Source organism: Loktanella salsilacus, assembly GCF_900114485.1.
Classification (GTDB): domain Bacteria; phylum Pseudomonadota; class Alphaproteobacteria; order Rhodobacterales; family Rhodobacteraceae; genus Loktanella; species Loktanella salsilacus.
Window position 1 is genome coordinate 22,444 of sequence record NZ_FOTF01000010.1, and the last position, 25,335, is coordinate 47,778.

General features: G+C 61.7%; 24 protein-coding genes. 10 read left to right on the forward strand and 14 right to left on the reverse strand.

Going from position 1 to position 25,335, the window contains the following annotated elements:
• Nucleotides 1-134: 134 nt before the first annotated feature.
• The 9 genes from BM131_RS10365 to BM131_RS10405 form a co-directional block, all read right to left on the reverse strand.
• Nucleotides 135-2,339: a 3-hydroxyacyl-CoA dehydrogenase NAD-binding domain-containing protein gene (locus BM131_RS10365; protein WP_090189173.1), complete on the reverse strand. Its 2,205-nt coding sequence runs from the start codon at nucleotides 2,337-2,339 to the stop codon at nucleotides 135-137.
• Between the two features lie 41 nt (nucleotides 2,340-2,380).
• On the reverse strand, nucleotides 2,381-2,824 hold the full coding sequence (locus BM131_RS10370; protein ID WP_090189175.1) for a hypothetical protein: 444 nt from the start codon (nucleotides 2,822-2,824) through the stop codon (nucleotides 2,381-2,383).
• Nucleotides 2,825-2,828: 4 nt separating this feature from the next.
• Entirely contained in the window at nucleotides 2,829-4,040 is a 1,212-nt protein-coding gene (locus BM131_RS10375) for an acetyl-CoA C-acetyltransferase (RefSeq protein WP_090189177.1), read from the reverse strand.
• A 14-nt stretch (nucleotides 4,041-4,054) separates the two neighbouring features.
• Nucleotides 4,055-4,687 carry a glutathione S-transferase family protein gene (locus BM131_RS10380; protein ID WP_090189179.1) on the reverse strand — a complete coding sequence of 211 codons (633 nt, stop codon included), beginning with the start codon at nucleotides 4,685-4,687 and terminating at the stop codon, nucleotides 4,055-4,057.
• Nucleotides 4,688-4,946: 259 nt separating this feature from the next.
• A complete protein-coding gene (locus tag BM131_RS10385) occupies nucleotides 4,947-5,159 on the reverse strand; it encodes a hypothetical protein (protein WP_090189181.1) in 213 nt (70 codons plus the stop codon).
• 54 nt (nucleotides 5,160-5,213) lie between these two features.
• On the reverse strand, nucleotides 5,214-6,989 hold the full coding sequence (locus tag BM131_RS10390) for an acyl-CoA dehydrogenase C-terminal domain-containing protein (RefSeq protein WP_090189183.1): 1,776 nt from the start codon (nucleotides 6,987-6,989) through the stop codon (nucleotides 5,214-5,216).
• Between the two features lie 30 nt (nucleotides 6,990-7,019).
• The gene (locus BM131_RS10395; protein ID WP_090189185.1) at nucleotides 7,020-7,421 is read right to left on the reverse strand and encodes a MerR family transcriptional regulator; all 402 of its coding nucleotides are present in this window, start codon (nucleotides 7,419-7,421) and stop codon (nucleotides 7,020-7,022) included.
• Between the two features lie 165 nt (nucleotides 7,422-7,586).
• Nucleotides 7,587-7,955, reverse strand: coding sequence for a MerR family transcriptional regulator (locus BM131_RS10400; RefSeq protein ID WP_090189187.1), 369 nt, complete (start codon nucleotides 7,953-7,955; stop codon nucleotides 7,587-7,589).
• 54 nt (nucleotides 7,956-8,009) lie between these two features.
• Nucleotides 8,010-9,143 (reverse strand): putative manganese transporter, encoded by a 1,134-nt coding sequence (locus tag BM131_RS10405; protein ID WP_090189189.1) that lies wholly within the window; start codon nucleotides 9,141-9,143, stop codon nucleotides 8,010-8,012.
• A gap of 99 nt (nucleotides 9,144-9,242) precedes the next feature.
• Here BM131_RS10405 and BM131_RS10410 point away from each other — a divergent pair, with 99 nt between their 5' ends.
• The 6 genes from BM131_RS10410 (at nucleotide 9,243) to BM131_RS10435 (ending at nucleotide 16,049) form a co-directional block, all read left to right on the forward strand.
• On the forward strand, nucleotides 9,243-9,707 hold the full coding sequence (locus tag BM131_RS10410; RefSeq protein WP_090189190.1) for a PaaI family thioesterase: 465 nt from the start codon (nucleotides 9,243-9,245) through the stop codon (nucleotides 9,705-9,707).
• On the forward strand, nucleotides 9,704-10,213 hold the full coding sequence (locus tag BM131_RS10415) for a PaaI family thioesterase (RefSeq protein ID WP_090189192.1): 510 nt from the start codon (nucleotides 9,704-9,706) through the stop codon (nucleotides 10,211-10,213). Before BM131_RS10410 ends, BM131_RS10415 begins: the two co-directional genes overlap by 4 nt.
• A 1-nt stretch (nucleotide 10,214) precedes the next feature.
• Complete coding sequence (locus BM131_RS10420; protein WP_090189195.1) at nucleotides 10,215-11,531, forward strand: MATE family efflux transporter; 1,317 nt, start codon at nucleotides 10,215-10,217, stop codon at nucleotides 11,529-11,531.
• A gap of 108 nt (nucleotides 11,532-11,639) precedes the next feature.
• Nucleotides 11,640-13,613 carry a DNA primase gene (gene dnaG / locus BM131_RS10425; protein WP_090189197.1) on the forward strand — a complete coding sequence of 658 codons (1,974 nt, stop codon included), beginning with the start codon at nucleotides 11,640-11,642 and terminating at the stop codon, nucleotides 13,611-13,613.
• A gap of 178 nt (nucleotides 13,614-13,791) precedes the next feature.
• Nucleotides 13,792-15,771 (forward strand): RNA polymerase sigma factor RpoD, encoded by a 1,980-nt coding sequence (gene rpoD / locus BM131_RS10430; protein ID WP_090189199.1) that lies wholly within the window; start codon nucleotides 13,792-13,794, stop codon nucleotides 15,769-15,771.
• Between the two features lie 2 nt (nucleotides 15,772-15,773).
• Nucleotides 15,774-16,049, forward strand: a complete 276-nt coding sequence (locus tag BM131_RS10435) for an HlyU family transcriptional regulator (RefSeq protein WP_090189201.1) — start codon at nucleotides 15,774-15,776, stop codon at nucleotides 16,047-16,049.
• A 54-nt stretch (nucleotides 16,050-16,103) separates the two neighbouring features.
• Here the strand turns inward: BM131_RS10435 and yghX are convergent, their stop codons facing one another.
• Both yghX and BM131_RS10445 read right to left on the reverse strand, forming a co-directional pair.
• A complete protein-coding gene (yghX, locus tag BM131_RS10440; protein ID WP_090189203.1) occupies nucleotides 16,104-16,991 on the reverse strand; it encodes a YghX family hydrolase in 888 nt (295 codons plus the stop codon).
• 146 nt (nucleotides 16,992-17,137) lie between these two features.
• Entirely contained in the window at nucleotides 17,138-17,812 is a 675-nt protein-coding gene (locus tag BM131_RS10445) for an SDR family oxidoreductase (protein ID WP_090189205.1), read from the reverse strand.
• Between the two features lie 61 nt (nucleotides 17,813-17,873).
• Here BM131_RS10445 and BM131_RS10450 point away from each other — a divergent pair, with 61 nt between their 5' ends.
• The 3 genes from BM131_RS10450 to ribD all read left to right on the forward strand — a co-directional run bounded on the left by BM131_RS10450 (nucleotide 17,874) and on the right by ribD (nucleotide 19,970).
• Nucleotides 17,874-18,278: a secondary thiamine-phosphate synthase enzyme YjbQ gene (locus tag BM131_RS10450; RefSeq protein ID WP_090189207.1), complete on the forward strand. Its 405-nt coding sequence runs from the start codon at nucleotides 17,874-17,876 to the stop codon at nucleotides 18,276-18,278.
• Between the two features lie 139 nt (nucleotides 18,279-18,417).
• Nucleotides 18,418-18,885, forward strand: coding sequence for a transcriptional regulator NrdR (gene nrdR / locus BM131_RS10455; protein ID WP_090189208.1), 468 nt, complete (start codon nucleotides 18,418-18,420; stop codon nucleotides 18,883-18,885).
• The gene (ribD, locus tag BM131_RS10460) at nucleotides 18,882-19,970 is read left to right on the forward strand and encodes a bifunctional diaminohydroxyphosphoribosylaminopyrimidine deaminase/5-amino-6-(5-phosphoribosylamino)uracil reductase RibD (RefSeq protein ID WP_175499282.1); all 1,089 of its coding nucleotides are present in this window, start codon (nucleotides 18,882-18,884) and stop codon (nucleotides 19,968-19,970) included. The genes nrdR and ribD overlap by 4 nt, the downstream gene beginning before the upstream one ends.
• Here the strand turns inward: ribD and BM131_RS10465 are convergent.
• The 3 genes from BM131_RS10465 to BM131_RS10475 form a co-directional block, all read right to left on the reverse strand.
• The gene (locus BM131_RS10465) at nucleotides 19,967-21,985 is read right to left on the reverse strand and encodes a capsular polysaccharide biosynthesis protein (protein ID WP_245754208.1); all 2,019 of its coding nucleotides are present in this window, start codon (nucleotides 21,983-21,985) and stop codon (nucleotides 19,967-19,969) included. The genes ribD and BM131_RS10465 overlap by 4 nt on opposite strands.
• Nucleotides 21,986-21,990: 5 nt before the next feature.
• Nucleotides 21,991-23,121: a polysaccharide biosynthesis/export family protein gene (locus BM131_RS10470; RefSeq protein ID WP_245754209.1), complete on the reverse strand. Its 1,131-nt coding sequence runs from the start codon at nucleotides 23,119-23,121 to the stop codon at nucleotides 21,991-21,993.
• Nucleotides 23,122-23,290: 169 nt separating this feature from the next.
• Nucleotides 23,291-24,577, reverse strand: a complete 1,287-nt coding sequence (locus tag BM131_RS10475; RefSeq protein WP_245754210.1) for a capsule biosynthesis protein — start codon at nucleotides 24,575-24,577, stop codon at nucleotides 23,291-23,293.
• Nucleotides 24,578-24,719: 142 nt separating this feature from the next.
• Here BM131_RS10475 and BM131_RS10480 point away from each other — a divergent pair, with 142 nt between their 5' ends.
• Nucleotides 24,720-25,316 (forward strand): riboflavin synthase, encoded by a 597-nt coding sequence (locus BM131_RS10480; RefSeq protein WP_090189212.1) that lies wholly within the window; start codon nucleotides 24,720-24,722, stop codon nucleotides 25,314-25,316.
• The last annotated feature ends 19 nt before the right edge of the window (nucleotides 25,317-25,335 follow it).

The window sequence follows — 25,335 nt, forward strand, 5'->3', positions numbered from 1 at the left end:
AAGGACCGCACCCCAAGGCACGGTCCTTCCATTCTTCTGGTCCCAAATACCTTTGGGGGTGAATTGGCCGTCTGGCCAAGAGGGGGGCAAAGCCCCCCGCCAGCGCGGGCGCAACCTGCGCCCGCAACCGCAATTTATGCGGCCTTGTCAGCCTTCGGCCCAAACCGCTCGTAAAAGCTCTGACCTTTGTCTGCCATTTCGCGCAGCAGCGCGGGGCAGGCAAAGCGGTCGCCGAACTTTTCCGTCAACTGGTCGCATTGGTCCGCCGCATAAGGCGCACCGATGATGTCGAGCCAGCTGAACGGGCCGCCGGACCATGGCGCAAAGCCCCAGCCCAGGATCGCGCCGACGTCGCCTTCGCGAATGTCGGTCAGCACGCCGTCTTCCAGGGCGCGCACGGCTTCCAGCACCTGCGCGAACAGCAGACGGTGCTGCACGGTGGTCAGGTCGGGCTGTTCGTCCGCAACGGGATATTGCACGGCCAGCTGGTCCCATAGGCCCGCGCGCTTGCCCTTGTCGTCGTAGGCATAGAAGCCAGAGGCCGACTTGCGCCCCATCCGGCCCTGATCGGCCATGGCGAACAACACCTCGTCCACAGCGCCGTCGGGATAGGCATCGCCCATCGCCAGCTTGGTCGCCTTGGCGATCTTGACGCCCAGATCAATGCTGGTTTCGTCAACCAGCTGCAGCGGGCCCAGCGGCATGCCGACCAGTTTCGCTGCGTTTTCGATCAGCGCAGGCTCTACCCCTTCGGCGACCATGCGGATGCCTTCGTTGATGTAGGGGATGATGCAGCGGTTGGCGTAGAAGAAGCGCGCGTCGTTCACAACGATCGGTGTCTTGCGGATCTGGCGCACGAAATCCAGCGCCTTGGCTACGGCGACATCGCCGGTGGCCTTGCCGCGAATGATCTCGACCAGGTTCATCTTGTCCACGGGGCTAAAGAAGTGGATGCCGATGAACTTGTCCGCATCATTGGCGGCTGCGGCCAGTTCGGTGATCGGCAAGGTCGATGTATTGGTGGCAAAGATGCAATCGGGGCCAGTGACGGCCTGCACCTTTTTGGTGACCTCGGCTTTGACGGACATGTCCTCGAACACCGCTTCCACGATCAGATCGCAGTCTTTCAGCGCGGCGTAGTCGGTGGTCGCGTTGATCAGGCTCAGGACCTGCTCTTTCTTCTCGGCAGTTGCCTTTTTGCGGGCGATGCCTTTGTCCATGTAATCCGCGGTATAGGATTTGCCCTTGTCAGCCGCCTCTTGCTTGGCATCGATCAGCACGACCTTGATGCCTGCCATGGCGGACACCAGCGCGATGCCCGCGCCCATCATGCCAGCGCCGATGATGCCGATCTGTTTGACCTTTTGATCGGCCACATCAGGACGGTTTGCGCCTTTTTCAAGCGCCTCTTTGTTGATGAACAGGCTGCGGATCATGGCAGAGGACGACGGGTTCAGCAGGACATTGGTAAACCAGCGCGCCTCGATCTTCAGCGCGGTGTCAAAGGGGACCATCGCGCCTTCATAGACGGCGGACAGCAGCGCCTTGGCGGCGGGATAGACGCCCATCGTGTTGCCGTTGACCATGGCAGAGGCACCGACGAAGGTCATGAAGCCAGCGGGGTGATAGGGCGCACCGCCGGGCATCTTATAGCCCTTCTGGTCCCAAGGCTTAACGATGTCTGCGTCCTTGGCCTGCAATACCCATGCCTTAGCGGCGGATAGCAGTTCGTCTGCCGGCACGACCTCGTCAATCACCCCAGCGCGCATCGCGCCTTTGGGGTCGTTCATCTTGCCCTGCAGCAGCAGGGGCGATGCGGCCATCGCGCCCAGCTTGCGCGAAATGCGGGTCGTGCCGCCCGCGCCGGGGAAAATACCGACCATAATTTCCGGCAGGCCGATCTTGGCCTTGGCATTGTCGGCGGCAAAGATGCGGTGACAGGCCAGCGGGATTTCCAGACCGATGCCGAGCGCGGTGCCGGGCAGGGCGGCAGCGATGGGCTTGCCGCCTTTCAGGGTCTTGGGATCCATGCCCGCACGCTCGATCTTGCGCAGTACGGCATGCATGGCCATGACGCCGTCAAAGATGCCTTGCGCAGGATCGTCGCTGTCGTCGCGCATCTTGGCGATGATGTTCAGGTCCATGCCGCCCGCAAAAGAGCCCTCTTTGCCAGAGGTGATGACGATGCCCTTTACAGCCTCGTCCGCCAGCGCCTGATCGACCAGGGCGTCCAGATCGGCAAAGCCTTGCTGGCTCATGACGTTCATCGACTTGCCGATGGTGTCCCAGGTGATGACGGCAACGCCGTTGGCGTCGGTGTTCATGGTGAAATCGGTCATGGGATAGTCCCTTTCAAGATAGTTTGCAGCGCAAGTGCCAGTCAGGACGGCGCGTTGCCTTGCGGTTTTGCGTGAAGCAGATGGCGGTGCGATCCCGTCATGCCGCTGATCAATTCGGTTGCCCGCCAACGCCGCCCCTGCAGCGTCAACGTAATGGTCGAGGAGAAGCCGGGAATAATCCGCTGCCCGTGACTAAGCGTTTCGGTGGTATATTCGCCGTGGATCTGATCCTCGGTGACAAAGGTGGCGTGCTGCGCGACGCGGATCATATCAGTGACCCGCTGGACCTCGAATAGTGTGCGCCATTGGTCAAACTTTTCGCGCAGCATGTCCCTTGTGCCGATCACCGAACGCCCTTGGCAGCTGACCGTCACGAGAGGGCAACCCATCGTGTCGGCCCAGCCATCAAAATCATTTGCAAAGACCTGAACGATGACCTCGTCCAGCCAGGTTTGCAGAATGGCTTCGGCGTTCGGACCCGACATCGCGTCAGACTCGCTCGATGATCGTGGCCGCACCCATACCGGATGCGATGCACAGCGTGGCCAGACCCGTGGATTTGCCAGTCCGCTCCAGCTCGTCCAGCAGGGTGCCGATGATCATTGCGCCGGTCGCGCCCAGCGGGTGACCCATCGCGATGGAGCCGCCGTTCACGTTCACGACGGACGGATCGACGTTGAACCGCTGCATGAACCGCAGCACCACAGAGGCGAAGGCTTCGTTCACTTCGAACAGGTCGATGTCGGAAATGCTCATGCCGCTGTCAGCAAGGATCTTTTCCGTCACAGGCACAGGACCGGTCAGCATGATCGTAGGATCGGTGCCGATCTTGGCCGTGGCGCGGATCACGGCGCGGGGTTTCAGGCCCATCGCCTCGCCCCATTCCTTGGACCCGACGAGGATACCGGCAGAGCCGTCCACGATGCCGGACGAATTGCCCGCGTGGTGGATGTGGTTGATCCGCTCAAGGTGCGGGTACTTCATCAGCGCGACCTTATCAAAGCCGGGCATGGTTTCGCCCATGTCTTTGAACGCAGGCTTGAGCCCGCCCAGCGACTGCATGTCCGTGCCGGGTCGCATGTATTCGTCGTGATCAAGGATCGAAAGGCCGTTCTGATCGCGCACCGTGATGATCGACTTGGCAAAGCGCTTGTCATCCCAAGCGGCCTTGGCACGCCTTTGCGATTCAACGGCCAGCGTATCGGCATCTTCGCGGCTAAAGCCGTATTCGGTGGCGATGATATCGGCGCTGATGCCCTGCGGGACGAAATAGGTGTCCATCGCGATTGAAGGATCAACCGCAATCGCCGCGCCGTCGCTGCCCATGGCAACGCGGCCCATCATCTCGACCCCGCCAGCGATATAAGCCTGACCGGCCCCGCCGCGGATTTGGTTGGCCGCAAGGTTCACAGCCTCCATGCCGGATGCGCAAAAACGGTTGATCGCAAGACCGGGAATGGATTGATCCAGATCGGACGCCAGAACGGCGGTCCGGGCAAGGCAACCGCCTTGCTCGCCGACTTGGGTGACATTGCCCCAGATCACGTCCTCGACGGCGTGACCTTCCAGATTGTTACGCTCTTTCAGCGCATTCAACACCCCAGCGGACAGGCGTGCAGAGGTAACTTCGTGCAGGCTGCCGTCAGCGCGGCCTTTACCGCGAGGGGTCCGCACGGCGTCGTAGATATAGGCTTCGGTCATGATAGGTCCTTTCTTCAGGCTGCCGGAAGGCTGCGCTGCATCAGATCGTATGGGTGTTTCCAGCCCGGCGTCGCCGCGATGCGGTCGAGCCAAGCGTCGATATTGGGGAATTCTTTGCGGTCAAATCCAAAGGGTTCCGTATAAAAAAGGTAGCCGCAGCAGGCGATGTCCGCGATGGTCAGCTCTTCTGTCGCGAGCCATTCACGGCCCGCCAAATGCGCGTCCATGATTTTCAGCGCGGACTTCAGACGCATCAACAAAAAGTCGTTCACCTCTTTGCTGCGCTTCGCCTCTGGCAGATAATTCATGTTGAACCGTAGGGTGCCGGCCACGCCGCTGACCTTGTGGTTGTCAAAGAACATCCAGCGCAAAACCTCGCGGCGCTGATCGGCACTTTTGCCGCCCAGCTTGGATGTCTTGGACGTGATATAATCCTGAATAACCGCCGACTGGCTGATCACCAAATCGCCGTCCACCATCACAGGAACTTCGCCCATGATATTCAACTTGCGAAACTCAGGGGTTCGGCTGGCACCGTTGAAGAAATCGACAAACACCGGCTCCCACTCAACGTCCGCAAGGGTCATGGTCAGCGCAGCCTTATAGGCGTTCCCGCTTTCGCCAAAGCAATGCAGCTTAATCGTCATGTGGTGCCTCCCGTGATGTGCAGCGCCCGGTGGGGCGGTTGCGATTTGAGTACTTAGGGCAAGATGATACCGAACCATCGCAACCCTATGTTAACGTTGTTCTGTTTTTATCACTTTACGGTACAGGCTGGAGAGCCGATGACCGCGCAAGGTGATGCCGCTCTGAGAACGAGTAAACGCATCCGGGCAAGGTGGTCGCCGTATCATCTTGCCCGAAATACTCCCCCCGGAGGGTCGGTGCTTTCAAACCTCGCCTCCGCTATTTCTTACGCGCCTCCAGCTCCGAATTGAAAATCCGCAGTCTATGCCCAAACGTATCCTCGTTCAGAATACTGTCGAAGTTTTCGAACAAGAACGATAGCGCTTCGCCTTCGTCCAGACCGGCCTCTCGTGCGAATTTCTTCAGGCGGCGGTAGCCGTCCTCGGTCATGGCGACGGGAAAGCGGCGGGTGAGGCGTAGGCGTTTGGGCATGGGGCGGTTCTCCTTTGGCGGCAGGGTAGGGCGGGGTTGCCCCCGCCGCTAGCCTCAAAAGTTTGCAGCCTCCAGTGCCATGACCGTATCGGCCCCTGTATTGATGCGTGCCAAGTGCAGCGCGGTGCTGGGCAGTTGGCGCGCCATGTAGTAGCGGCCGGTCGCGATTTTGGTGTTCAAGAAGTCGGTGTCGCTTGCGCCGCCGTCCAGTGCTTCCATCGCGGCCTTGCCCATGTGGGCCCACATGTAGCCAAGGCAGACGTGGCCCATCAGGTGCATGAAGTCATACGACCCCGACAATGCGTTGTTCGGGTTTTTCATCGAACCCATGAAGTACATTGCGGCGGCTTGCATGTCTTTGCTGGCCGCTTTGAGCGGGTCGAGGAAGTCTTTCTTCAACGCCTCATTGCCTTCGTTTTCCTTGATGAAGGATTTCACCATCTCAAAGAAGCCCATCAGGTGCTTGCCGCCGTCGATGGCGAGCTTGCGGCCCACGAGGTCCAGCGCTTGCACGCCGTTTGCGCCCTCGTAGATCATGGCGATGCGGGCGTCGCGGGCGAATTGGGACATGCCCCATTCTTCGATATAGCCGTGGCCGCCGTAAACCTGCTGCGCGGCGACGGCGTATTCAAAGCCCTTGTCGGTCAGGAAGCCCTTGATGACCGGCGTCATCAGGGACACAAGGCCCTCTGCATCTTTGTCGCTATTCTGGTGCGCACGGTCGAGCAAGGAGGCACCCCAGAAGGTGAACGCGCGCGCGCCTTCGTTAAAGGACTTCTGGTCCATCAGGTTGCGGCGGATGTCGGGGTGCACGATCAGCGGATCGGCGGGGCCGTCGGGGTTTTGCACGCCGGTCACGGCGCGGCCTTGCAGGCGGTCCTTGGCGTAGGCCACGGCGTTCTGATAGGCGACTTCGGACTGGGCATAGCCTTGCAGGCCAACGCCCAGACGCGCTTCGTTCATCATGACGAACATGGCGCGCATGCCCTTATGCTCTTCACCGATCAGGTAACCCTTGGCTTCGTCATAGTTCATGACGCAGGTCGAGTTGCCGTGGATGCCCATTTTCTCTTCGATCTTGCCGACGCTGACGCCGTTGCGATCACCCAAGGAGCCGTCTTCGTTCACGATGATCTTAGGCACGATGAACAGGGATACGCCCTTGATGCCATCGGGGCCGCCGGGGATTTTCGCCAGCACAAGGTGGATGATGTTTTCAGCCATGTCGTGATCGCCAGCAGAGATAAAGATCTTCTGACCGGAAACTTTAAAGCTGCCATCATCCTGCGGGACGGCTTTGGTGCGCATCAGGCCCAGATCGGTGCCGCAATGCGGTTCCGTCAGGTTCATGGTGCCGGTCCATTCGCAGGACGCCAGCTTGGGGGCGTACATGTCCTTTTGCGCGTCGCTGCCATGGGCAAGGATTGCGGACAGCGCGCCGTGGGTCAGGCCCTGATACATGTTAAACGCCATGTTGGCGCTGACCATCGGTTCCTGCGCGGCGGTGTGCATGATGTAGGGCAGGCCTTGGCCGCCGTACTGTTCCGGCACGTCCATGCCGGTCCAGCCGCCTTCGCGGACTTGATCAAAGGCTGCTTTAAAGCCGGTTGGCGTGCGTACGACGCCGTTTTCCAGCACGCAGCCCATCGTGTCGCCCACCACGTTCAGCGGCGACAATACATCAGAGGAGATCTTGCCGGCTTCTTCCAGAACGGCGCCCGTAAAGTCGCGGTCCAGATCAGCGTAACCGGGGACGTCCTGTTCGGACACTTTCAGCAGATCGTGCAGGACGAACTGATAATCCTTGAGCGGTGCGGTATAGCTAGGCATAGGTCTCTCTCCCTTAAGGCGGTGTGCGGCTTAAGCTGCGTTGTGCTTTTGGCCGGAAATCTCTTTTAACTTGGCTGCGCCCCATTCCATTTGGGTCTTCAGCTCTGCGATGGCTTCATCCAGCTCGGCTTTTTGCGCTTCCATTTCGGCCAGATGCTTTTCAGCCAAGGCGTAGGATTGGCTAAGCTGCGTCAGTTGGCCGTCATCCATTTGGTATAGGTCCAAAAGTTGACGAATTTCTTCAAGGCTGAAGCCAAAGCGCTTGCCGCGCAGGATCAGTTTCAGCCGGGCCCGGTCGGACCGGGTGAACAGGCGGCGTTGGCCTTCGCGTTGCGGGAACAGCAGTTCCTTCGCCTCGTAAAAGCGCAAGGTGCGGGGCGTGACGTCAAAGGCGTCACACATTTCGCGGATATTTAGGGTCTCGGTCGGCATGTCAAAAACTCTCTCGCTCTGGCGGGTCAAACCGTCAGATCAACGCTTAAGCATACTTCTACAATGAATGTTGACGTTAACGTAAACATGACGTGGCGTCAGAAATTGCGTGACGAAAGGTCAGATAAGTTTACCCAAGGTCACGCGCAATTTTATAAGCGCGGCTTAGCCCAGCGAGGCTGCGGTCTCGTCACGTAGGCGCTGCAATTCGCCCATCGTCTCGTCCAGCTGGCGGCGCTGTTCGGCAAGTTCTTTCATCTGGCGGTCCGCCAGTTCGACCCAAGCTTGCATCTGGGCCGCCGTGCCTTCTTTTTCGTAGATCAGCAGCCACTGGCGGATGTCTTCCAGCGCAAAGCCAAAGCGGCGGCCGCGCATGATCAGCGTCATCCGCGCCTGATCGCGGCCGTTATAGAATCGGGCGCGCCCTTCGCGGTCGGGCGACAAAAGCTCGATGTATTCATAGTATCGCAGTGTGCGCGGCGTCACGTCGTAACGGGCGCACATTTCTTTGAATGACAAACGGCTCGTGGGCATTGCGCGTCTCCTCTTGCCGATAACCTAGCGCCGCGGCGGCGCAGGGGCAAACAGTCAGTTCATGAAACCGGGCGCAAAGAAATAGAAACCATAGGCGACGATAACCGCGGGGATCGTCGAATAGACCGTCGCGCGCACCGCAGCGCCGGGGTCTAGCGCGATCGCCGGGAACAGCGCGTCGCCGTCATTGGAAATCGCATTGCCCATCAGCGACGCGAATGGGATCAACCCGCCGACATACAGCGTTGTCACCAGCACCTGCGGCCCGCAGCCGGGGATCAGGCCGACCAGCACGCCCATCAATGGCAAAAGCGGCGCGACAGAGTTGAACATCGCCTCTAGGTCAAAGCCGCTGAAGGCCACGATATAATCATAGGCAAGATAGGCCCCGATAACCCACACCGCGATAAAGGATGTTTCCTCTGCCATGCGGGTGATGGGGCTGTCAGCGTCATTGGTCATGGCGTGTAGCTTTGAGGTGGACCAGATGAACAGGCCCGCTGCCGTGCCGCCAAGGCCAACAATCGGCATGATCGGGCCAAAGATTGCGCCCACGTCAGCGCCGCTAAGCTGTGTGACACCGATAATCAGGCCGGGCAGGGCAAAGGCGGCAAACATCACGTCCTTTGCGCGGGTGCGGCCAATCAGCGGGGCCAGCGCGCCAGACCCGACGTTGCGCGGCTGACGTGCCGGGCCGGGCAGGGCGTCCACCACCCAGCCAGAGATGATTCCAACCACAAAGGACAGCGGCAGCACCACCAGCGCCGCGTCAGGCCGGGTCGCGATCAGAAGGAACGCAGCGTCACCCATCGTGGCCGTCAGCGTCGCCACCACGGCGCCAAATCCGACGTGACCAGAGCTGTAGGCCGCCACCACGACCACCGCGCCGCCGCAACCCGGCGTTGATCCTAGCAGCGCCGCCAGCGGCACTTGCCAGCCCTTTGCGTTCTGCAAGGACCGGCCGATGTTAAAGCGAAACAGACGCTCGGCCCCGTAAAACAGGATCAACGTGGCCGCGACAAAGCCCGCAACCTGCGTAAAGGCATCGGTCATCAGCCCGCGTGTCAGCGGTCCCAGCGGGGCCGGGGCCAGCGCAAGCGCCAGCAAGATCAGCGCCACCGCCGCCCGGCGCGGGCGGAACATACCAAACCGCGGTGCGGATGGGGCGTTGGTCGTTGTCGCGCTCATGCTAACTATCCAGTTGCGAATTATTCTCAAAACAGAACATAAGGGTTGCGCGCTGCCACGCAAGTGCCAAGTTGTCGCAAACTTAAAGAGGCGAGTATTATGCCCGACGCACCCGCGCCGCCCCCCGATCAGACAATCAAGGATCCCCGCAAAAAGATTGCAGCGCAGTTTATCGCGATGATCCCCCATGCGGGCGCCCTGTCGATGTCGCTGACGGATGTCGGCGACGGCGAGGCCGTGATCACCATGCCCTATGATGCACGTCTGGTGGGCGATCCCGAAACCGGAGTGATCCATGGCGGCGCTGTGTCGGCCTTGATGGATACCTGCTGCGGCGCGGCGGTCATGCTGCATCCGGCGGCAGGCATGGGCACGGCGACGATCGATCTGCGCATCGACTATATGCGTCCCGCAACGCCGGGTCAGAAAATTACCGCCCGCGCCACCTGTTACCACGTCACGCGATCAGTCGCCTTTGTGCGCGCTGTGGCGCTGGATGACGACACGGACCGCCCGGTGGCCTGCGCCACAGGCGCCTTTACCGTGGAAAGGTCCGGCAAATGAGCGTCCCCCCCAAACGCGCCCGGCCAGAACCGGTGCAAGTCGTCAAACAGCGCCGCGATGCGATGCTGCAAAGTCTGGTGCAGGGCGTGCCCTATATCCAGTTCCTTGGTATCCAATTCGAACGCCACGGGGACGAGCTGACAGCCGTGCTGCCCTACGCGGACAAGCTGATCGGCAACCCGATGATCCCCGCCTTGCACGGCGGCGTCACCGCAGCCTTCCTAGAGGTCGCGGCCATCATAGAACTGTCATGGACGGGAATCTGGGAAGACATGGAGGCCGGCGCCGAACCCGTCCCCCGCCGCCTGCCCAAAACCATCGACTTTAACGTGGACTACCTGCGCTCTGGCCTGCCGCGCGACGCCTATGCGCGCGCGCGGGTCAACCGCAGCGGGCGGCGCTATGCCTCTGTCCATGTCGAGGCATGGCAGGACAACCGCTCGCGCCTATTTGCGCAGGCAACGGGGCATTTCCTGATGCCATTGCGCGGCGAAAAAGGCGAATAACGTGACCCTGACCCACCGGCGTGTGCTGCAAATCGCCTTGCCGGTGGTGATCTCAAACGCCACCGTTCCGATCCTTGGCGTCGTCGATACCGGCGTTGTCGGCCAGCTGGGGCAGGCGGCCCCGATTGGCGCAGTCGGCATTGGCGCGATCATTCTGACGGCCATCTACTGGGTCTTCGGCTTTTTGCGCATGGGCACATCGGGCCTGACCGCGCAGGCCGTCGGCGCCGATGACACGCCAGAGGTCGCAGCCCTGCTGTCCCGCGCCTTAATGATCGGCCTTGCCGCAGGCGCCGTCATCATCGCCGCGCAATCGCTGCTTTTCGCCGGGGCCTTCGCGATTTCACCCGCCAGCGCCGAGGTTGAAAGCCTCGCGCGGCAATACATGGGCATCCGCGTCTGGTCTGCCCCGGCTGCCATCGCGCTTTATGGCATCACCGGCTGGCTGATCGCGCAGGAACGCACCGGCGCGGTGCTCGCGATTCAGGTGCTCATGAACGGGGCCAACATCGCCCTCGATCTGCTGTTCGTGCTGCATCTGGACTGGGGCGTGCCGGGCGTCGCATGGGCGACCTTCATCGCCGAATGGGGCGGCTTTGCGCTGGGCCTGTGGCTGTGCCGCGCCGCGTTCCGTGTGCCCGCATGGCGCGACTGGCCGCGCGTGTTTGACCGCGCCAAGCTGGTCCGGATGAGCATCGTCAACGGCGACATCATGATCCGGTCCGTGCTGCTGCAAGCGATCTTTGTCAGCTTTCTGTTCTGGGGGGCGGACTTCGGGGACGTCCAGCTCGCCGCCAACCAAATCCTGCTGCAATTCCTGCACGTCACCGCCTATGCCCTCGACGGCTTTGCCATCGCCGCCGAATCCCTCGTGGGGCAAGCCCTTGGCCGCCGCAATCGGCAGGCCCTGCGCCGCGCGTCGGTGCTCACCTCTGGCTGGGCCGCGGGCATCTGCGCCGCGATGGCGCTGGCCTTTGCGCTGGCAGGCGGCATCGTCATCGACACCATGACCACCGCCCCGGACGTGCAAATCGCCGCACGCCACTACCTACCTTATATGGTCGCGGCCCCGCTGATCGGGGTCGCCGCATGGATGTTGGATGGCATCTTTATCGGCGCGACCCGCACCACCGACATGCGCAATATGATGGTGATCTCGGCCATCCTCTACTTCGCGAGCGTCATCCCGCTGATGACGGCTTTCGGTAATCACGGCCTCTGGCTTGGCTTGCTAGCCTCTTTTGTCTTTCGCGGCATCACCCTTGGCCTGCGCTACCCCGCGCTTGAACGCAGTGCGGTTCCCCCTTCTTCTGGTTAGAAATACCTCGGGGGGCCGCGCCAGCGGCGGGGGCAGGGCCCCCTCTCACCTGTCAAAGTGATCGCGGACCCCCTCGACTCTGCCGCGCCCTAGCGCGATAAATGCGCCATGTCCTTGCCCCCCGGTTTCCTTGACGAATTGCGCACCCGCCTGTCGCTGACACAGGTCGTCGGGCGCAAAGTCATGTGGGACAACAAAAAGTCCAATCAGGGCAAAGGCGACATGTGGGCGCCGTGCCCGTTCCATCAGGAAAAATCCGCCAGCTTTCACGTCGATGACCGCAAGGGATTCTACTACTGCTTCGGCTGTCACGCCAAAGGCGACGCCATCTCTTTCGTGCGCGAAACCGAAAACGTCGACTTCATGGAAGCCGTCAAAATCCTTGCGGACGAAGCCGGGTTGCCGATGCCCGAACGCGACCCGCGCGCGCAGGAAAAGGCCGACACGCGCAGCGAACTGGCTGACGTGATGGAACAGGCGGTGCAGCATTTCCGCCTGAACCTGAACACCTCGAACGCGACTGACGCGCGCGCCTATCTGGAACGGCGCGGCCTGAACAAGGACGCGCTGGCGCGGTGGGATATCGGTTTTGCCCCTGACAATGGCGGCGTGTTGGCGGCGCTGACGGCCAAGGGCGTGCCTGTCGATCAAATAATCGCCGCTGGCCTTGCCGCCAAAAGCGACCGGGGCGGCGCGCCTTATGACCGCTTTCGCGGCCGCATCATGTTCCCGATCCGCGACGCGCGGGGGCGGGCAATTGCCTTTGGCGGGCGGGCGATGGACCCCAATGCCAAGGCGAAATACTACAACTCTCCGGAAACCGAACTTTTCGACAAATCCCGCACGCTGTACAACGTGCAAAAGGCCCGCACCGCTGCGGGCAAGGGGCAGCCGCTGATCGTGTCCGAAGGGTACATGGACGTCATCGCGCTGGCAGAGGCCGGGTTCGAGGCCGCCGTTGCCCCCCTTGGCACCGCTGTCACGGAACATCACCTGCACATGCTGTGGCGCATTGCGCCCGAACCCATCATCGCGCTGGACGGCGATACCGCTGGCCTGCGCGCCGCGATGCGCACGATTGATCTGGCGCTGCCGCTGCTGGTCGCGGGGCAATCCCTGCGCTTTGCCATGATGCCCGCCGGGATGGACCCGGATGATGTGCTGAAACAGCAGGGCAAGCAGGCGATGCAGGACATCATCGACGCCGCGATCCCCATGGTGCAGCTGCTGTGGCAGCGAGAGACCGAAGGCAAGGTTTTCGACAGCCCCGAACGCAAGGCGGCGCTGGATAAAACCCTGCGCGAAAAGATTAAGCAGATCGTCGATCCGTCTATCCGCAGCCATTATGGCGAGGCGATCAAGGAAATGCGCTGGGACCTGTTCCGCACGCGCAAACCCCAGCAGGGCGGCAAGGCGTTCACGCCGCGCAAATCGGCCGCGTGGAACCCCAAGCAACAACCGTGGGAGCGTGACCGCGCCCCTGTGGCCAGCAACCGCAGCTCTGCCCTTGGGGCGGGGATCGGCGATCAAAGCCATATGCGCGAAGCTGTCGTTCTGGCCACGCTGATCGCGACGCCTGCGGTGCTGCCCAAGTTCATCGCCGCGCTAGAGCTGATGGATTGCAGCGATCCGAACCATGTGCAGATGCGCAATGCGATTCTGCGTGCCCCCGACGGGGCCGATCTGCGCGCAGCGCTGGAACAAGAGCTGGGCCATGACGTCGTCGCCAGCCTTGTCGGCAACCGGATGGTGCAGATCACATCGGGCCTGTGCAAGCCGGGTGACACAACGTTTGCGGCAAGCTGCCTGACCGAAAGCTTTGCCAAACTCGCCGCCAGCCGCGCCATGCCCCGCGAAGAAGAAGAGGCGCGCTATGCCATCGACGCCGCAGACGAGAGCCTGACTTGGCGTATCCGGCAGGCGAAAGAGGCGCTGGATAACTCTGACGTCATCGCCAGCGGCAGCAGCGCCGAGATGGTCGTCGCCGAAAACGGGGCCACATTGGACAGCGAACAGCTGAAAATTTCCCGCGCGCTTTGGGAAAGCCTGACGATTGCAAAACCCGGCGGCGACCCTAAGTAGTATCATTAGCGGTCCGCCGGGGTGGATACTGCTTTGGATATGGTGCAACAGGGCTGGGAAATCAGCCCAATTGCGGTTGCGAATCGGACGCACAGAGCGTTGATTCGATCTAACCGAATCACCGGACCAGATGATTCGCCCTGACGCATCGTCGCCCGCGACACGAGGAGCCCGCCACATGGCCGCCAAAGATAACGACGACCGCAAGGACGATGCCGACAGCGACATCAGCCTTGATATGAGCCAGGCTGCGGTCAAAAAGATGATTCAAGACGCGCGCGAGCGTGGCTATATCACTTATGACCAGTTGAACGCCGTCCTGCCGCCCGAGCAAGTCAGCTCTGACCAGATCGAAGACGTCATGTCGATGCTGTCCGAAATGGGCATTCAGGTCACCGAAGAAGAAGAGTCCGAGGAAAGCGAAGAGCCCGCTGGCCCGACTGACATCGCCACGATCCAAGGTGGCCGCGACGTCACCCTTGGCGGCGCTGAAGCTGAAAAGCTGGACCGCACGGACGATCCCGTCCGCATGTATCTGCGCGAAATGGGTAGCGTCGAATTGCTATCGCGCGAGGGCGAGATCGCCATCGCCAAGCGTATCGAGGCTGGCCGCAACACGATGATCCTTGGGCTTTGCGAAAGCCCGCTGACCTTTCAGGCGATCACGATCTGGCGCGACGAACTTCTGACCGAAGACATTTTGCTGCGCGACGTCATCGACCTTGAAACCACATTCGGCAACCAGCTGGGCGACGACGACAGCGAAGTGCCCGTCGTCACCCCGGGGGCCGACGCGCCGTCCAAAGATAGCGATAGCGGCTCTGACCTTGACGCCGACGGCAACCCGATTGCCAAAGACGACGACGAGGATGACGACGAGCAGGCCAACATGTCGCTGGCCGCGATGGAGGCCGCGCTGAAGCCGCGCGTGCTGGAAACGCTGGAAATCATCGCCAGCGATTTTGGCAAACTGTCCGAAATGCAGGACGCGCGGATGTCCGCGACCCTGAACGAAGACAGCAGCTTTTCCACCAACGAAGAGGCGCTGTACCAGTCGCTGCGGTCGGAAATCGTGGAACGCGTGAACTCACTTCACCTGCACAACAACCGTATCGAAGCGCTGATCGACCAGCTATACGGCATCAACCGCCGCATCATGCAGATCGACTCTGCCATGGTGAAACTGGCCGACCAAGCCCGGATCAACCGCCGCGAATTCATCGACGCGTATCGCGGCCGCGAGCTTGATCCGAACTGGCTGGAAGAGATCGGCGAAAAGGCCGGTCGCGGCTGGCAGGCGCTGATTGAACGGTCCACCGACAAGATCGAAGAGCTGCGCGGCGATATGGCCCAAGTCGGCCAATACGTCGGCGTCGACATCACCGAATTCCGCCGCATCGTGAGCCAAGTCCAGAAGGGCGAAAAAGAAGCCCGGCAGGCCAAGAAGGAAATGGTCGAGGCGAACCTGCGCCTCGTGATTTCCATCGCGAAAAAGTACACGAACCGCGGCCTGCAATTCCTTGATCTTATTCAGGAAGGCAACATCGGCCTGATGAAGGCCGTGGATAAGTTCGAATACCGTCGCGGCTATAAGTTCAGCACCTATGCAACGTGGTGGATCCGTCAGGCGATCACCCGGTCTATCGCGGATCAGGCGCGCACGATCCGGATTCCGGTCCACATGATCGAGACGATCAACAAGCTGGTCCGCACGGGCCGCCAGATGCTGCACGAAATCGGCCGGGAACCGACACCGGAAGAGCTGGCCGAAAAGCTGCAGATGCCGCTCGAAAAAGTGCGCAAGGTGATGAAAATCGCCAAAGAGCCGATTTCCTTGGAAACGCCGATTGGCGACGAGGAAGACAGCCAGCTTGGCGACTTCATCGAAGACAAGAACGCGATCCTGCCGCTGGATTCCGCCATTCAGGAAAACCTGAAGGAAACCACGACCCGCGTGTTGGCATCCCTGACCCCGCGTGAGGAACGCGTGCTGCGCATGCGTTTTGGTATCGGCATGAACACCGACCACACGCTGGAAGAAGTCGGTCAGCAGTTCAGCGTGACGCGCGAACGGATCCGTCAGATCGAAGCGAAGGCGCTGCGCAAGCTCAAGCATCCGTCGCGCAGCCGCAAGCTGCGGTCGTTCCTGGATCAGTAACGATGGGTTGGCTGTCAAAACTTTTCGGCGGGTCTGCTGCACCAGCAGCGCCCGCCGGCGAAGCCTATAACGGTTTTCACATCACGCCTCAGCCGATCAAAGACGGTCAGGTTTGGCGCATCGCGGCGAAGATTACCGCGACGGATGAGGGCACGGCGAAGACGCACGAGATGATCCGCGCCGATACGCTGCAAAGCCAAGACGAGGCGAGCGCCGCGTCCCTGCGCAAGGCCAAGCAGATGATCGACGAACAAGGGATGCGCCTGTTCGGAAACTAAACAGCACGGACTAAATTTTGAAAAGGCGGGGGCAAAACCCCCGCCTTTTTGCTTTTACACCAGATATTTGCGGAAGTGATCCACGGTGCGCTGCCACGACAGCTCTGCCGCTTCTTCGTCATAACGCGGTGTGCTGTCGTTGTGGAAGCCGTGGTTGGCCCCCTCGTAGATGAACGCCTCGTAATTCTTATCGTTGGCGTCCAAAGCGGCCTGATACGCGGGCCAGCCCTCGTTCACCCGCTCGTCCAGACCGCCGTAGTGGATCAGCAGGGGCGCTTGGATCGCGGGCACATCCGCCGCGTCAGGCTGACGGCCATAGTAGGGCACGGCGGCTTTCAGCTCTGGGTAGGCGACAGCCGCAGCGTTGGCGACACCGCCGCCATAGCAAAAGCCGGTGATGCCGACGGCCCCGGTAGAATCCTCGTGCGTCATCATGAATTCAACAGCGGCAAAGAAGTCGTTCATCAATTTGGTCGGATCGACGGTCTGCTGCAGATCGCGGCCTTCGGTGTCATTGCCGGGATAGCCGCCGACAGAGCTAAGGCCGTCGGGCGCTAGCGCAATAAATCCTGCCTTGGCCAGACGGCGGGCGACGTCTTCGATGTACGGATTCAAGCCGCGATTTTCGTGCACGACGACAACAGCGGGCAGGGGGCCTTCCGCGTTCGCGGGGCGGACCAGATAGCCGCGCACATCGCCATGCCCGTTGGGGGATGGGTAGGTGATGTATTCCGGCACAATGCTTTCGTCATTGAACGACACCTGTTCGGCCAGCGCATAGTTCGGGGCCATCAGGCCAAGGATGCCCGCGGCGGTCATGCCGCCAACGGCGAACTTGGCTGCGCCATCCAGAAACTGGCGCTTGGTGATCATGCCGTGGGCGTAGAAATCGTAAAGTTCTAGCAGTTTGGGGTCAAAGTCCTTGGCGGTCAGTCGGGTCATGTCGCATCCTTTGATGTGGCGATGGGATGCGGGCAGCTTAGGCAGAAATTGCGACAGCCAAAGCAAAAGCGGGCGGTGATCACCAAATGATGATCGCCGCCCGCGTCAAAGGCCGATTTTTCGGCGAAAAATCGGAATGCCCAGACTTAGCCGCGCGGCATCAAAAAGACTTCGCGCACGTCGTTCACCTGCGATGCGTTCAGCGCCAGCATCACCGCATCCGCCACATCGGCCGGTTGCAGCTTGTCGGGCTTGGGTTCGTCAAAGAAGGCGGTGTTAACCATGCCCGGCGCGACGACGGTACAGCGACCGCCCCATTCGCGCATTTCTTCCGCCAAATTGCCAGCATAGCCGTGCACGAACCATTTCGTCGCACCGTAGACAGAGCCTTTGATATGCGCGCGGCCCGCCGCTGATCCGGTCAGAACCATATGCCCCCGCGTCTTTTTCAGATGGGGCAGGGCCGCTTTGACCGTTTTCAGCAGGCCCATGATGTTCAGATCCACCATGCCCTGCCAGTCTTCGATATTGCCGCCCTCGGCGCCGCCGCTGGATGTGCCGCGCCCGGCGTTGGCAAAGGCGGCATGCACGTCGCCATAGCGATCAGCGAGCGCTTTCAACGCCTTGGCTTGGTCGTCATAGCTGGTTGCGTCGCCAGGCAACGCCATGGCGTTGTCACCAAGGTCGGCCACCAGATCGGTCAGTTTGTCCTTGGACCGGGCGAACAGCCCGACGTTCCATCCTGCCGCGACGGCCTTGCGCGCGGTGGCTTCGCCGATGCCGCTGGATGCGCCCGTGATGAAGAGTGTCTTGCCGGCCATGCCGTGCTCCTTATGCTATGTGTTGCCGGCTCAACGCGCGGCGCGGGCACAGGTTCAAATGATGCAGCATCTTTTCACGATATCGACGCAAGGTCAGGGGCTTTACGAATTCACCCGCGACGTGGCGGGGTGGGTGCAGGGGACGGGTCTGCTGACGCTTTTCGTGCGCCACACCTCTGCCAGTTTGCTGATACAGGAAAACGCCGACCCAGAGGTGCAGACCGATCTGCGCGCCTTTTTCGCAAAACTTGTGCCGCCGACGACGGACCCCGCGATGGCCTATCTGACCCATACCTACGAGGGGCCGGACGACATGCCCGCCCATATCAAGGCGGCGATGATGCCTGTATCGCTTAGCATTCCGGTGGCTGATGGGCGCATGGTGCTTGGCACGTGGCAGGGCATTTATTTGTTCGAACATCGCGATGCGCCGCACCGACGTCAGGTTGTGGCGCACCTAGGGTGACGTGCACAAAAGACTCACACGCGGCCTCCATATGCGGGGTCTGATTCTGGCCCCTACCCAAAGCCTAGGGCTGCCCCTATAGTCGCTGTGGATAACTTGGGGCATACCCCAAGAGGCGGACAGAATACGAGGACTGGCTATGCGGTGCCCCTTTTGCGGAAACGTCGATACTCAAGTAAAGGATTCCCGTCCGGCAGAGGATCATGTCGCGATCCGGCGCAGGCGGTTTTGCCCGGCGTGTGGTGGACGTTTTACAACCTATGAGCGCGTGCAGCTGCGCGATCTGGTGGTGATCAAGTCCACTGGCAAGCGCGAGGATTTCGACCGCGACAAGCTGGAACGCTCCATCCGGATCGCCCTGCAAAAACGCCCGGTAGAGCCGGAGCGGATGGACCAGATGATCAGCGGCATCGTGCGGCGCCTTGAAAGCATGGGCGAAACTGACATCCCGTCCGGCACGATCGGAGAGATCGTGATGGAAAGCCTCGCGCGGATCGATACCGTCGCCTATGTGCGGTTTGCCAGCGTTTACAAGAACTTCCAAGCGGCTGACGACTTCGAGAAGTTCATGAACGATCTGCGCCCGAATACAAAACCAGACGCATGACCGCCGCCGCTGACGCCCGCTTTATGGCGCTGGCGCTGGCCTTGGGGCGGCGCGGGATGGGGCAGGTCTGGCCGAACCCCGCGGTGGGTTGCGTTATCGTCAAGGATGGCGTGATCGTCGGGCGCGGGGCCACCCAGCGCGGCGGGCGTCCCCATGCGGAACGCGTGGCACTGGAGCAAGCCGGTGACGCTGCGCGCGGCGCTACGGTCTATGTTACGCTAGAACCCTGCGCCCATACTGGCAAAACACCCCCCTGCGCCGATGCATTGATTGCGGCTGGCGTGGCGCGGGTTGTCGTGGCGATTGGCGATCCTGATCCGCGTGTGGCGGGGCAGGGACTGGTGCGCTTGCGCGAGGCCGGGATCACTGTTGAACTGGGGTTGATGCAGGAACAGGCCGCCCGCGATCACGCAGGCTTTTTGCAGCGCGTCACGCAGGGGCGACCTTTTGTGACGCTGAAACTCGCTAACAGTCTGGACGGGCGCATCGCGACAGCAAGCGGTGAAAGCCGCTGGATCACGGGGCCGCAAGCGCGGCGGGCGGTGCATGCACTGCGCGCGCGCCATGATGCGGTGCTGGTTGGCGCGGGCACGGCGCGGTCGGATGATCCGATGCTAGACGTGCGCGATCTGGGTGAGGTGCGCCAACCGGTGCGCGTCGTGATCTCTCGGGATTTGCATTTGCCGATCAACGGGCGGTTGGCCCAAACCGCCCGCGCGCAGCCGGTTTGGCTGTGCCACGGCCCGGATGCCGACACCCGCGACTGGATCAAGGCTGGCGTGCAGACGTTAGAATGCACGGTCACCCATCACCGGATCGACACGCTGTCGGTGCTGCGCGCGCTGGCGGATCGCGGCATCACCCGCGTGCTGTGCGAAGGGGGCGGTCATCTGGCGGCAAGCCTGTTGCAGGCGCGGTTGGTGGACGAATTGGTCGTGATGCAGGCCGGGGTCGCGATTGGCGCGGACGGGCTGCCGTCGCTGTCGGGGCTGGGCGTGCAAGAACTGCAAGACGCGCCGCGTTTCACCCTCACGGATGTATCAGCGATTGGCGGCGATGTGTTGCAATACTGGCGGCCCGCTTAGCGCCGCCAAAGCCACGCTTGGCTGGCAAAGGCACCCTGCAATTTCGCCAGCGCGCGATTGGCGCGGCTGGGGCTGGGCAGATCGCCTGCGATCAGGCGGTCCACGACGACTTCGACCGGGCAGGGCAGGCTGGTGACGGGATCAAAGTAGCGCGGATAATCGATCAGCACGGCATGAACGAGGGCCGTCAGGTCTGGGCTGGCGGCGCGGCGCGGGATCGGCATGGCGCGATCATCGGTCAGGCCCCAGCCCGCATAGAACGGTGTGCCAAGGCAGGTGACGCGTTTGCCGCGCAAAAGCGCCTCGAACCCCAGCGTGCTGGTCATGGTCCACACCTCGTCCACCAGCCCAATCGCGGTGATCGCATCCATGCCGGACAGCACGGCGTCGGCATAGTCGGCGGCGTCCGGCACAGCGCCATTGCGCAGGCCTTTTTCCACATCGGGGTGCGGTTTATACAGGATCACAGCCGCCGGATTAGCGGCGCGGGCGGCGCGCAGCAGGTCCGCGTTCGTGGTCACATCGGATGTGCCCAACCGGATCGAGGCATCGTCCGCCACTTGCCCCGGCACCAAGATCCGCCGCCCCGCAGGTAGGCCGCGCAGCGGGTCGGTGGTGCCAAGGTTGTATTTCGACAGCCCCGCCTTGATCAGCTTTGCAATCAGCCGGTCCGCGCGGGCGCGGGCGCCGGCGGGCAGATCGCAGGCGGCGGCGATTAAGGTTTCCAGCTGCGACGGCTGGGTTGGATCATAGTAAATCCCGAGCGGGTCCAGCACCAGCGACAGCGGCGGGATCAGGTCGGCGCCAAGTCCGCGAGAGCGCAAAAAGCCATCCTCGATCCGGACCATATCGGTGTCTTGCAGCGCTTTTGACGCCCAGATCATATGACGGCGGCTGTCCACCGCTGCGGTGTCATCCTTAGAAAAGCGCATCGGTAGTTGCTGGCCAAAGACCTTTTGCAGGGGGCTGCGTTTCCAAAGGCTCAGCTTGTGTCCCGTCCAGCCGGTATGGTCGTCGCGCCACGCGCGGGCTTGGGCGCCGAGGGCAGTGATCACATCCTCAAGCTCGCACAGCGTATCGCGGTAGGGGTCGTACCATGTCGGATAAAGGATCATCGCCCCTGCAAACAGCTGCGCCCGCGTCAGGCGGCGCTGCCGGCGGTCGAGCGGCATACGGTCATCGGTCAGGCCCCAGCCCATGTAGAACGGCTGGCCAAAGACGACGGGTTTATGGCCCGCAAGGATCGCCTCGAACCCCAGTTGCGACGACACGGTATAGACCGCAACGGCCCCCGCCAGCAGCGCGTGGGGCGAGATTGGATCATCGCACAGCGTGATGCGCGGGTCGGCGTATTGGTCGGTGAAATAGCCTTGGCGGTGGCCAGCAGTGGTTTCGGGGTGGGTCTTGATGATGATGCGCGCGTTCGGATGGTCGGTCTGCGCGTAGAATAGCATTTCGCGAAAGGTGTTGGAATCGGCCTTGCTGGCGGCGACGGCCGCGTCGCCCCGCGTCTGGTCGATCACTAGCACATAGCCGGGTTCCGGGGCTGGCAGGGCCGGATCAAAAGCGTTGTATTTCGACAGATGCGCACGGGCGATATCATCCATCGCGGCGCGGGCGCGGTCCAGCAGGGCGGTATCGCCAAGGGGATCATCGCGCAGGATACATTCCAGATCGCTGGGCTGGGCGGGATCGTAATGCATGCCCCGGCTGTCGATCACGAGGCCCATGGGCGGCTCTCCGTCCCGGCCGGGCAGGACAGAGCGTAGAAAGGCATCCTCGATGCGCACAATAGGGGCGGCGCGTTTGGCGGCGACAGCTTCGCCGCGCGGGGCGGTGGGGGAATGGCCCCAGACGCCGACGGTATCGCCGTCACTTGGCAGGCCAAGGGATATGTCCCAGCCCGCCAGTGCCAGAATGCGCCGCACGCGGGTCTGGGTCAGAAACCCACCGTTATAAACGAAAAGCCGCCGCAGGTTTTCACCTGCGGCGGCTGATGTCAGGTCATGACGCACGCGGATCAGAGCCCGGTTGTCGACGATACGGATTCAACGGCGCTCAGCGAACCTGTCGCGGCAGCGATGGCTTTGTTGAACTGCACAAACGGCGCTTCGGTCACATAGACGGTATCGCCGTCGCGAATCGCAAAGTCGCGGGCCATGAACATGCCGTTGGGCCGGGTCAGGTCCAGCACATAGACGACGCGCTGCACGCCGGTCACGTCTTGGCCGACCAGCTGCTCTGTGATCTCTTCCGGCTCGTTGCGGAACACGAAGACACCTGTGGGATCAGCTTGGGTCGAGGACAGACCGCCCACTTGCGCCAGCGCTTCGATTGCCGTGATTTTCTGGCTTTCGAATGTCACGCGGTCCTGCGAACCTGTCGCGCCAAGCACGGTAAAGGTGCGGCTGTCGGATTTGACGATGATCGCATCGCCATCGCGTAGAGCGACATCGTTGCGCGGATTGTTGAACAGATCGTTGTAAAACACTTCGGCTTTTTGATCGCCGCGCGCCACGGTGACGCGGGCGATGTCAGGTTCAATCGCAACGCCGCCAGCGGCCGCTAGCATGGGGATCAGCGACCGGGTGGGGCGTTCAATCGGATAGACGCCTTGACCGTTCACAGCGCCAGATACCGACACAGTTGCGCCGTCACCGGCCAAGCGGCGAACCTGCACTTGGGGGTCGGGGGTTTGATCGGCCAGCTTGCCCGTGATGATGCGGCGGATCGCCTCTGGCGTATTGCCAGCGGCCAAAATGCGGCCAGCGTAGGGGACAAAGATGTAGCCCTGACCGTCAACCTGCACTTCTTCCAGCACGCTTGCGTTCTGGCCCTGCGGGACCAGCAAGCCGTCATCGACGTTTTCAAAGATCGTCAGGCCCAGCGTGTCGCCAGCGCGAATCGTATCGGACCCCAGTTCCCCAGCATTCAGGAACCCGGCGGTGAACCCCAGCGCGGGGGCTACGGCGGCGATGGCGTTGACGCGGTCGTCTACGGTCAGGATGAACGCGTCACCTTCACGCAGGACAGAGCCCGCAAAAATTTCGGATTTGTTCGGTCCCACGCGGGGTAGGGCGCAAGCGGCCAGAATACCCAGCGTGACAACGAGGGCGGCGCCTCGTGAAAGGCGCAATGTCAGGAATAGCACTGCTCGGTCTCCTCGACCTGTTATTGTTCTGCCTCGGTCGTGTTTTCTTTTTAACCTACGGGAAAGACGCGGGGAAAGATAGTTTGGCAGAACGCAGGCCGGGGTCTGACTTGCGCTAGTGTTGCTTTCGTGTCGCTGCGGGATGCTGCCACGCAAGGTGTTGTGTGTTTTAGCCTACGATCCGCAAGGGCTGGCGCGGTGGCGTTTTGCCCAAGGCAAGGCTGTCATAGGGATCGGCGTCCGCCAGCATCATATCGACGACCTGCCGCATCAATTGCCGCCGCCCGCGCGTGGAATAAAAGCCGCCGGGGACTTGGGACGTTTCCAGCAAAAACCGGCGGTAATCCTTGTACGCGCGGCTGTCGGGGCGGTCAGAGGCGGTAAAGAAGTCGGGCAGGGCCTGATCGGACACGAATTCCGGCTTGTTATAGACGGCATTGCCGAAGACCTTCAGCGGGATGCCGCGCCACAGCACCTGATGCGCGGCCGTCGAATTGACGGTCACAGCGGTGCGGGCATGGTCCAGCATCCGCGCCAGCTTGCCCCCGCGCACATAATGCACTCGGTCACTGACGCCGGCCTGCGCGGCAAGGCGTTTGATGATCCGCTTTGTCGGGCTGCGGTCATTGTCCAGCGGGTGCGCCTTGAACACCAGACGATGATGCCGCGGCGCACCTTTGGCGAAACCGTCCATGACGACGGTCAGGAACTCTTCCATCCGGGTGAAGGGAGAGTGCTTTTGAAAGCTGGCGTCATGTTCCAACTGCAGCAGCACCAGATGATAGGGAAAGCCGCCATAGCGGATGCGCAGCGTCGCAATGCGCCGGTCCAGCGCGATATAGGGCATCAGCAGCAGGCGTTTGGTGTAAAGCCAGGTTTCCACGGCGACTGGCAATTCGCGGTGGCGGGTAAAGTTGCGGTAGTCCCGATTCCGGAACATCACGAACCAATGATACAGCGCGCCATAGAATACGTGGTGGCGCATATCGCCCCAGTGTGCGGGCGGCGTCGGCATTTCCAGATCGGACATGGCCAGCGCTGTGCGCATGTCATCAACGCTCATGTCCATCAGGCGCGAATGGCCGTTGGTGCCGCCGCGCTCGTACGTCACCCAGTAGGGGCGCATGTAGCCTTCTTCAAAGACGTGGATGCGCAGGCCAAGTTCATTGGCAATGTCGACCGCTTGGGCATGGATCGGGCGGGTGTCGCCGTAAAGCACGATATCGGTGATGTCATGCTGCGCCACGATGGCGCGAAAGGTGTCCGGCCACTGATCGTGGGGGTCGCGAAAGGGGATGTAGTCTTGCCCGCCGAACCAGAACGCCCGGTCGCCCGCATTGAACCCAACGCGCCAAACCTGCGCACCCGCTGCCCGCAGCATGCGCGCAAGGCGGTGTAGGAACGGGCCGTGGGGCCCTTGTAGGAACAAAAACTGACGGTTGACGGGATCGGTCACGGGGGCAATCTGACTTGGGCTTTGTAAGCGGTTAACCCTTTTGGTGGGCAAAAATAAGGCGCGTTGGCGTTAACACGGCATGCGGTGCTTGTCTGACTTAGCATGAGGGGCTACCTCGAAACAAACCGTGAAGGAGCATGTTATGTTTACCGGAATTGTCACCGATATGGGCCGTATCCTAGAGCTAGAGCAGCGCGGCGATCTGCGCGCGCGCATTGGCACCGGGTATGATGTGGACGGGATCGACATCGGCGCGTCCATCGCCTGCGAAGGCGTATGCCTGACAGTCGTCGCGCTGGGCCGAGAACCGCAGAACTGGTTTGACGTGGAAATTAGCGCCGAAACCGTGGGGGCCACGAATGTAGGCGCTTGGACCGTGGGGCAGACGCTGAATTTGGAACGCGCGCTGAAGGTCGGGGACGAACTGGGCGGGCATATTGTGTCGGGTCATATCGACGGCGTGGCCGAGGTTGTGGGGATGCAGGACGAAGGCGACAGCACGCGGTTCACCTTTCGCGCGCCAGACGCCTTTGCCAAGTTCATCGCGCCCAAAGGGTCCATCGCGCTGAATGGCACATCGCTGACCGTTAACGCTGTCGATGGCCGCGATTTTGGCGTGAACATCATCCCACACACCAAGTCGGTGACAACATGGGGCGCGACCAAGGTCGGCGATGCGATCAACCTAGAGGTCGACACGATGGCCCGCTACGTCGCCCGCCTGCGCGAATACGACTGATGACGCAGGGCACCTGTGC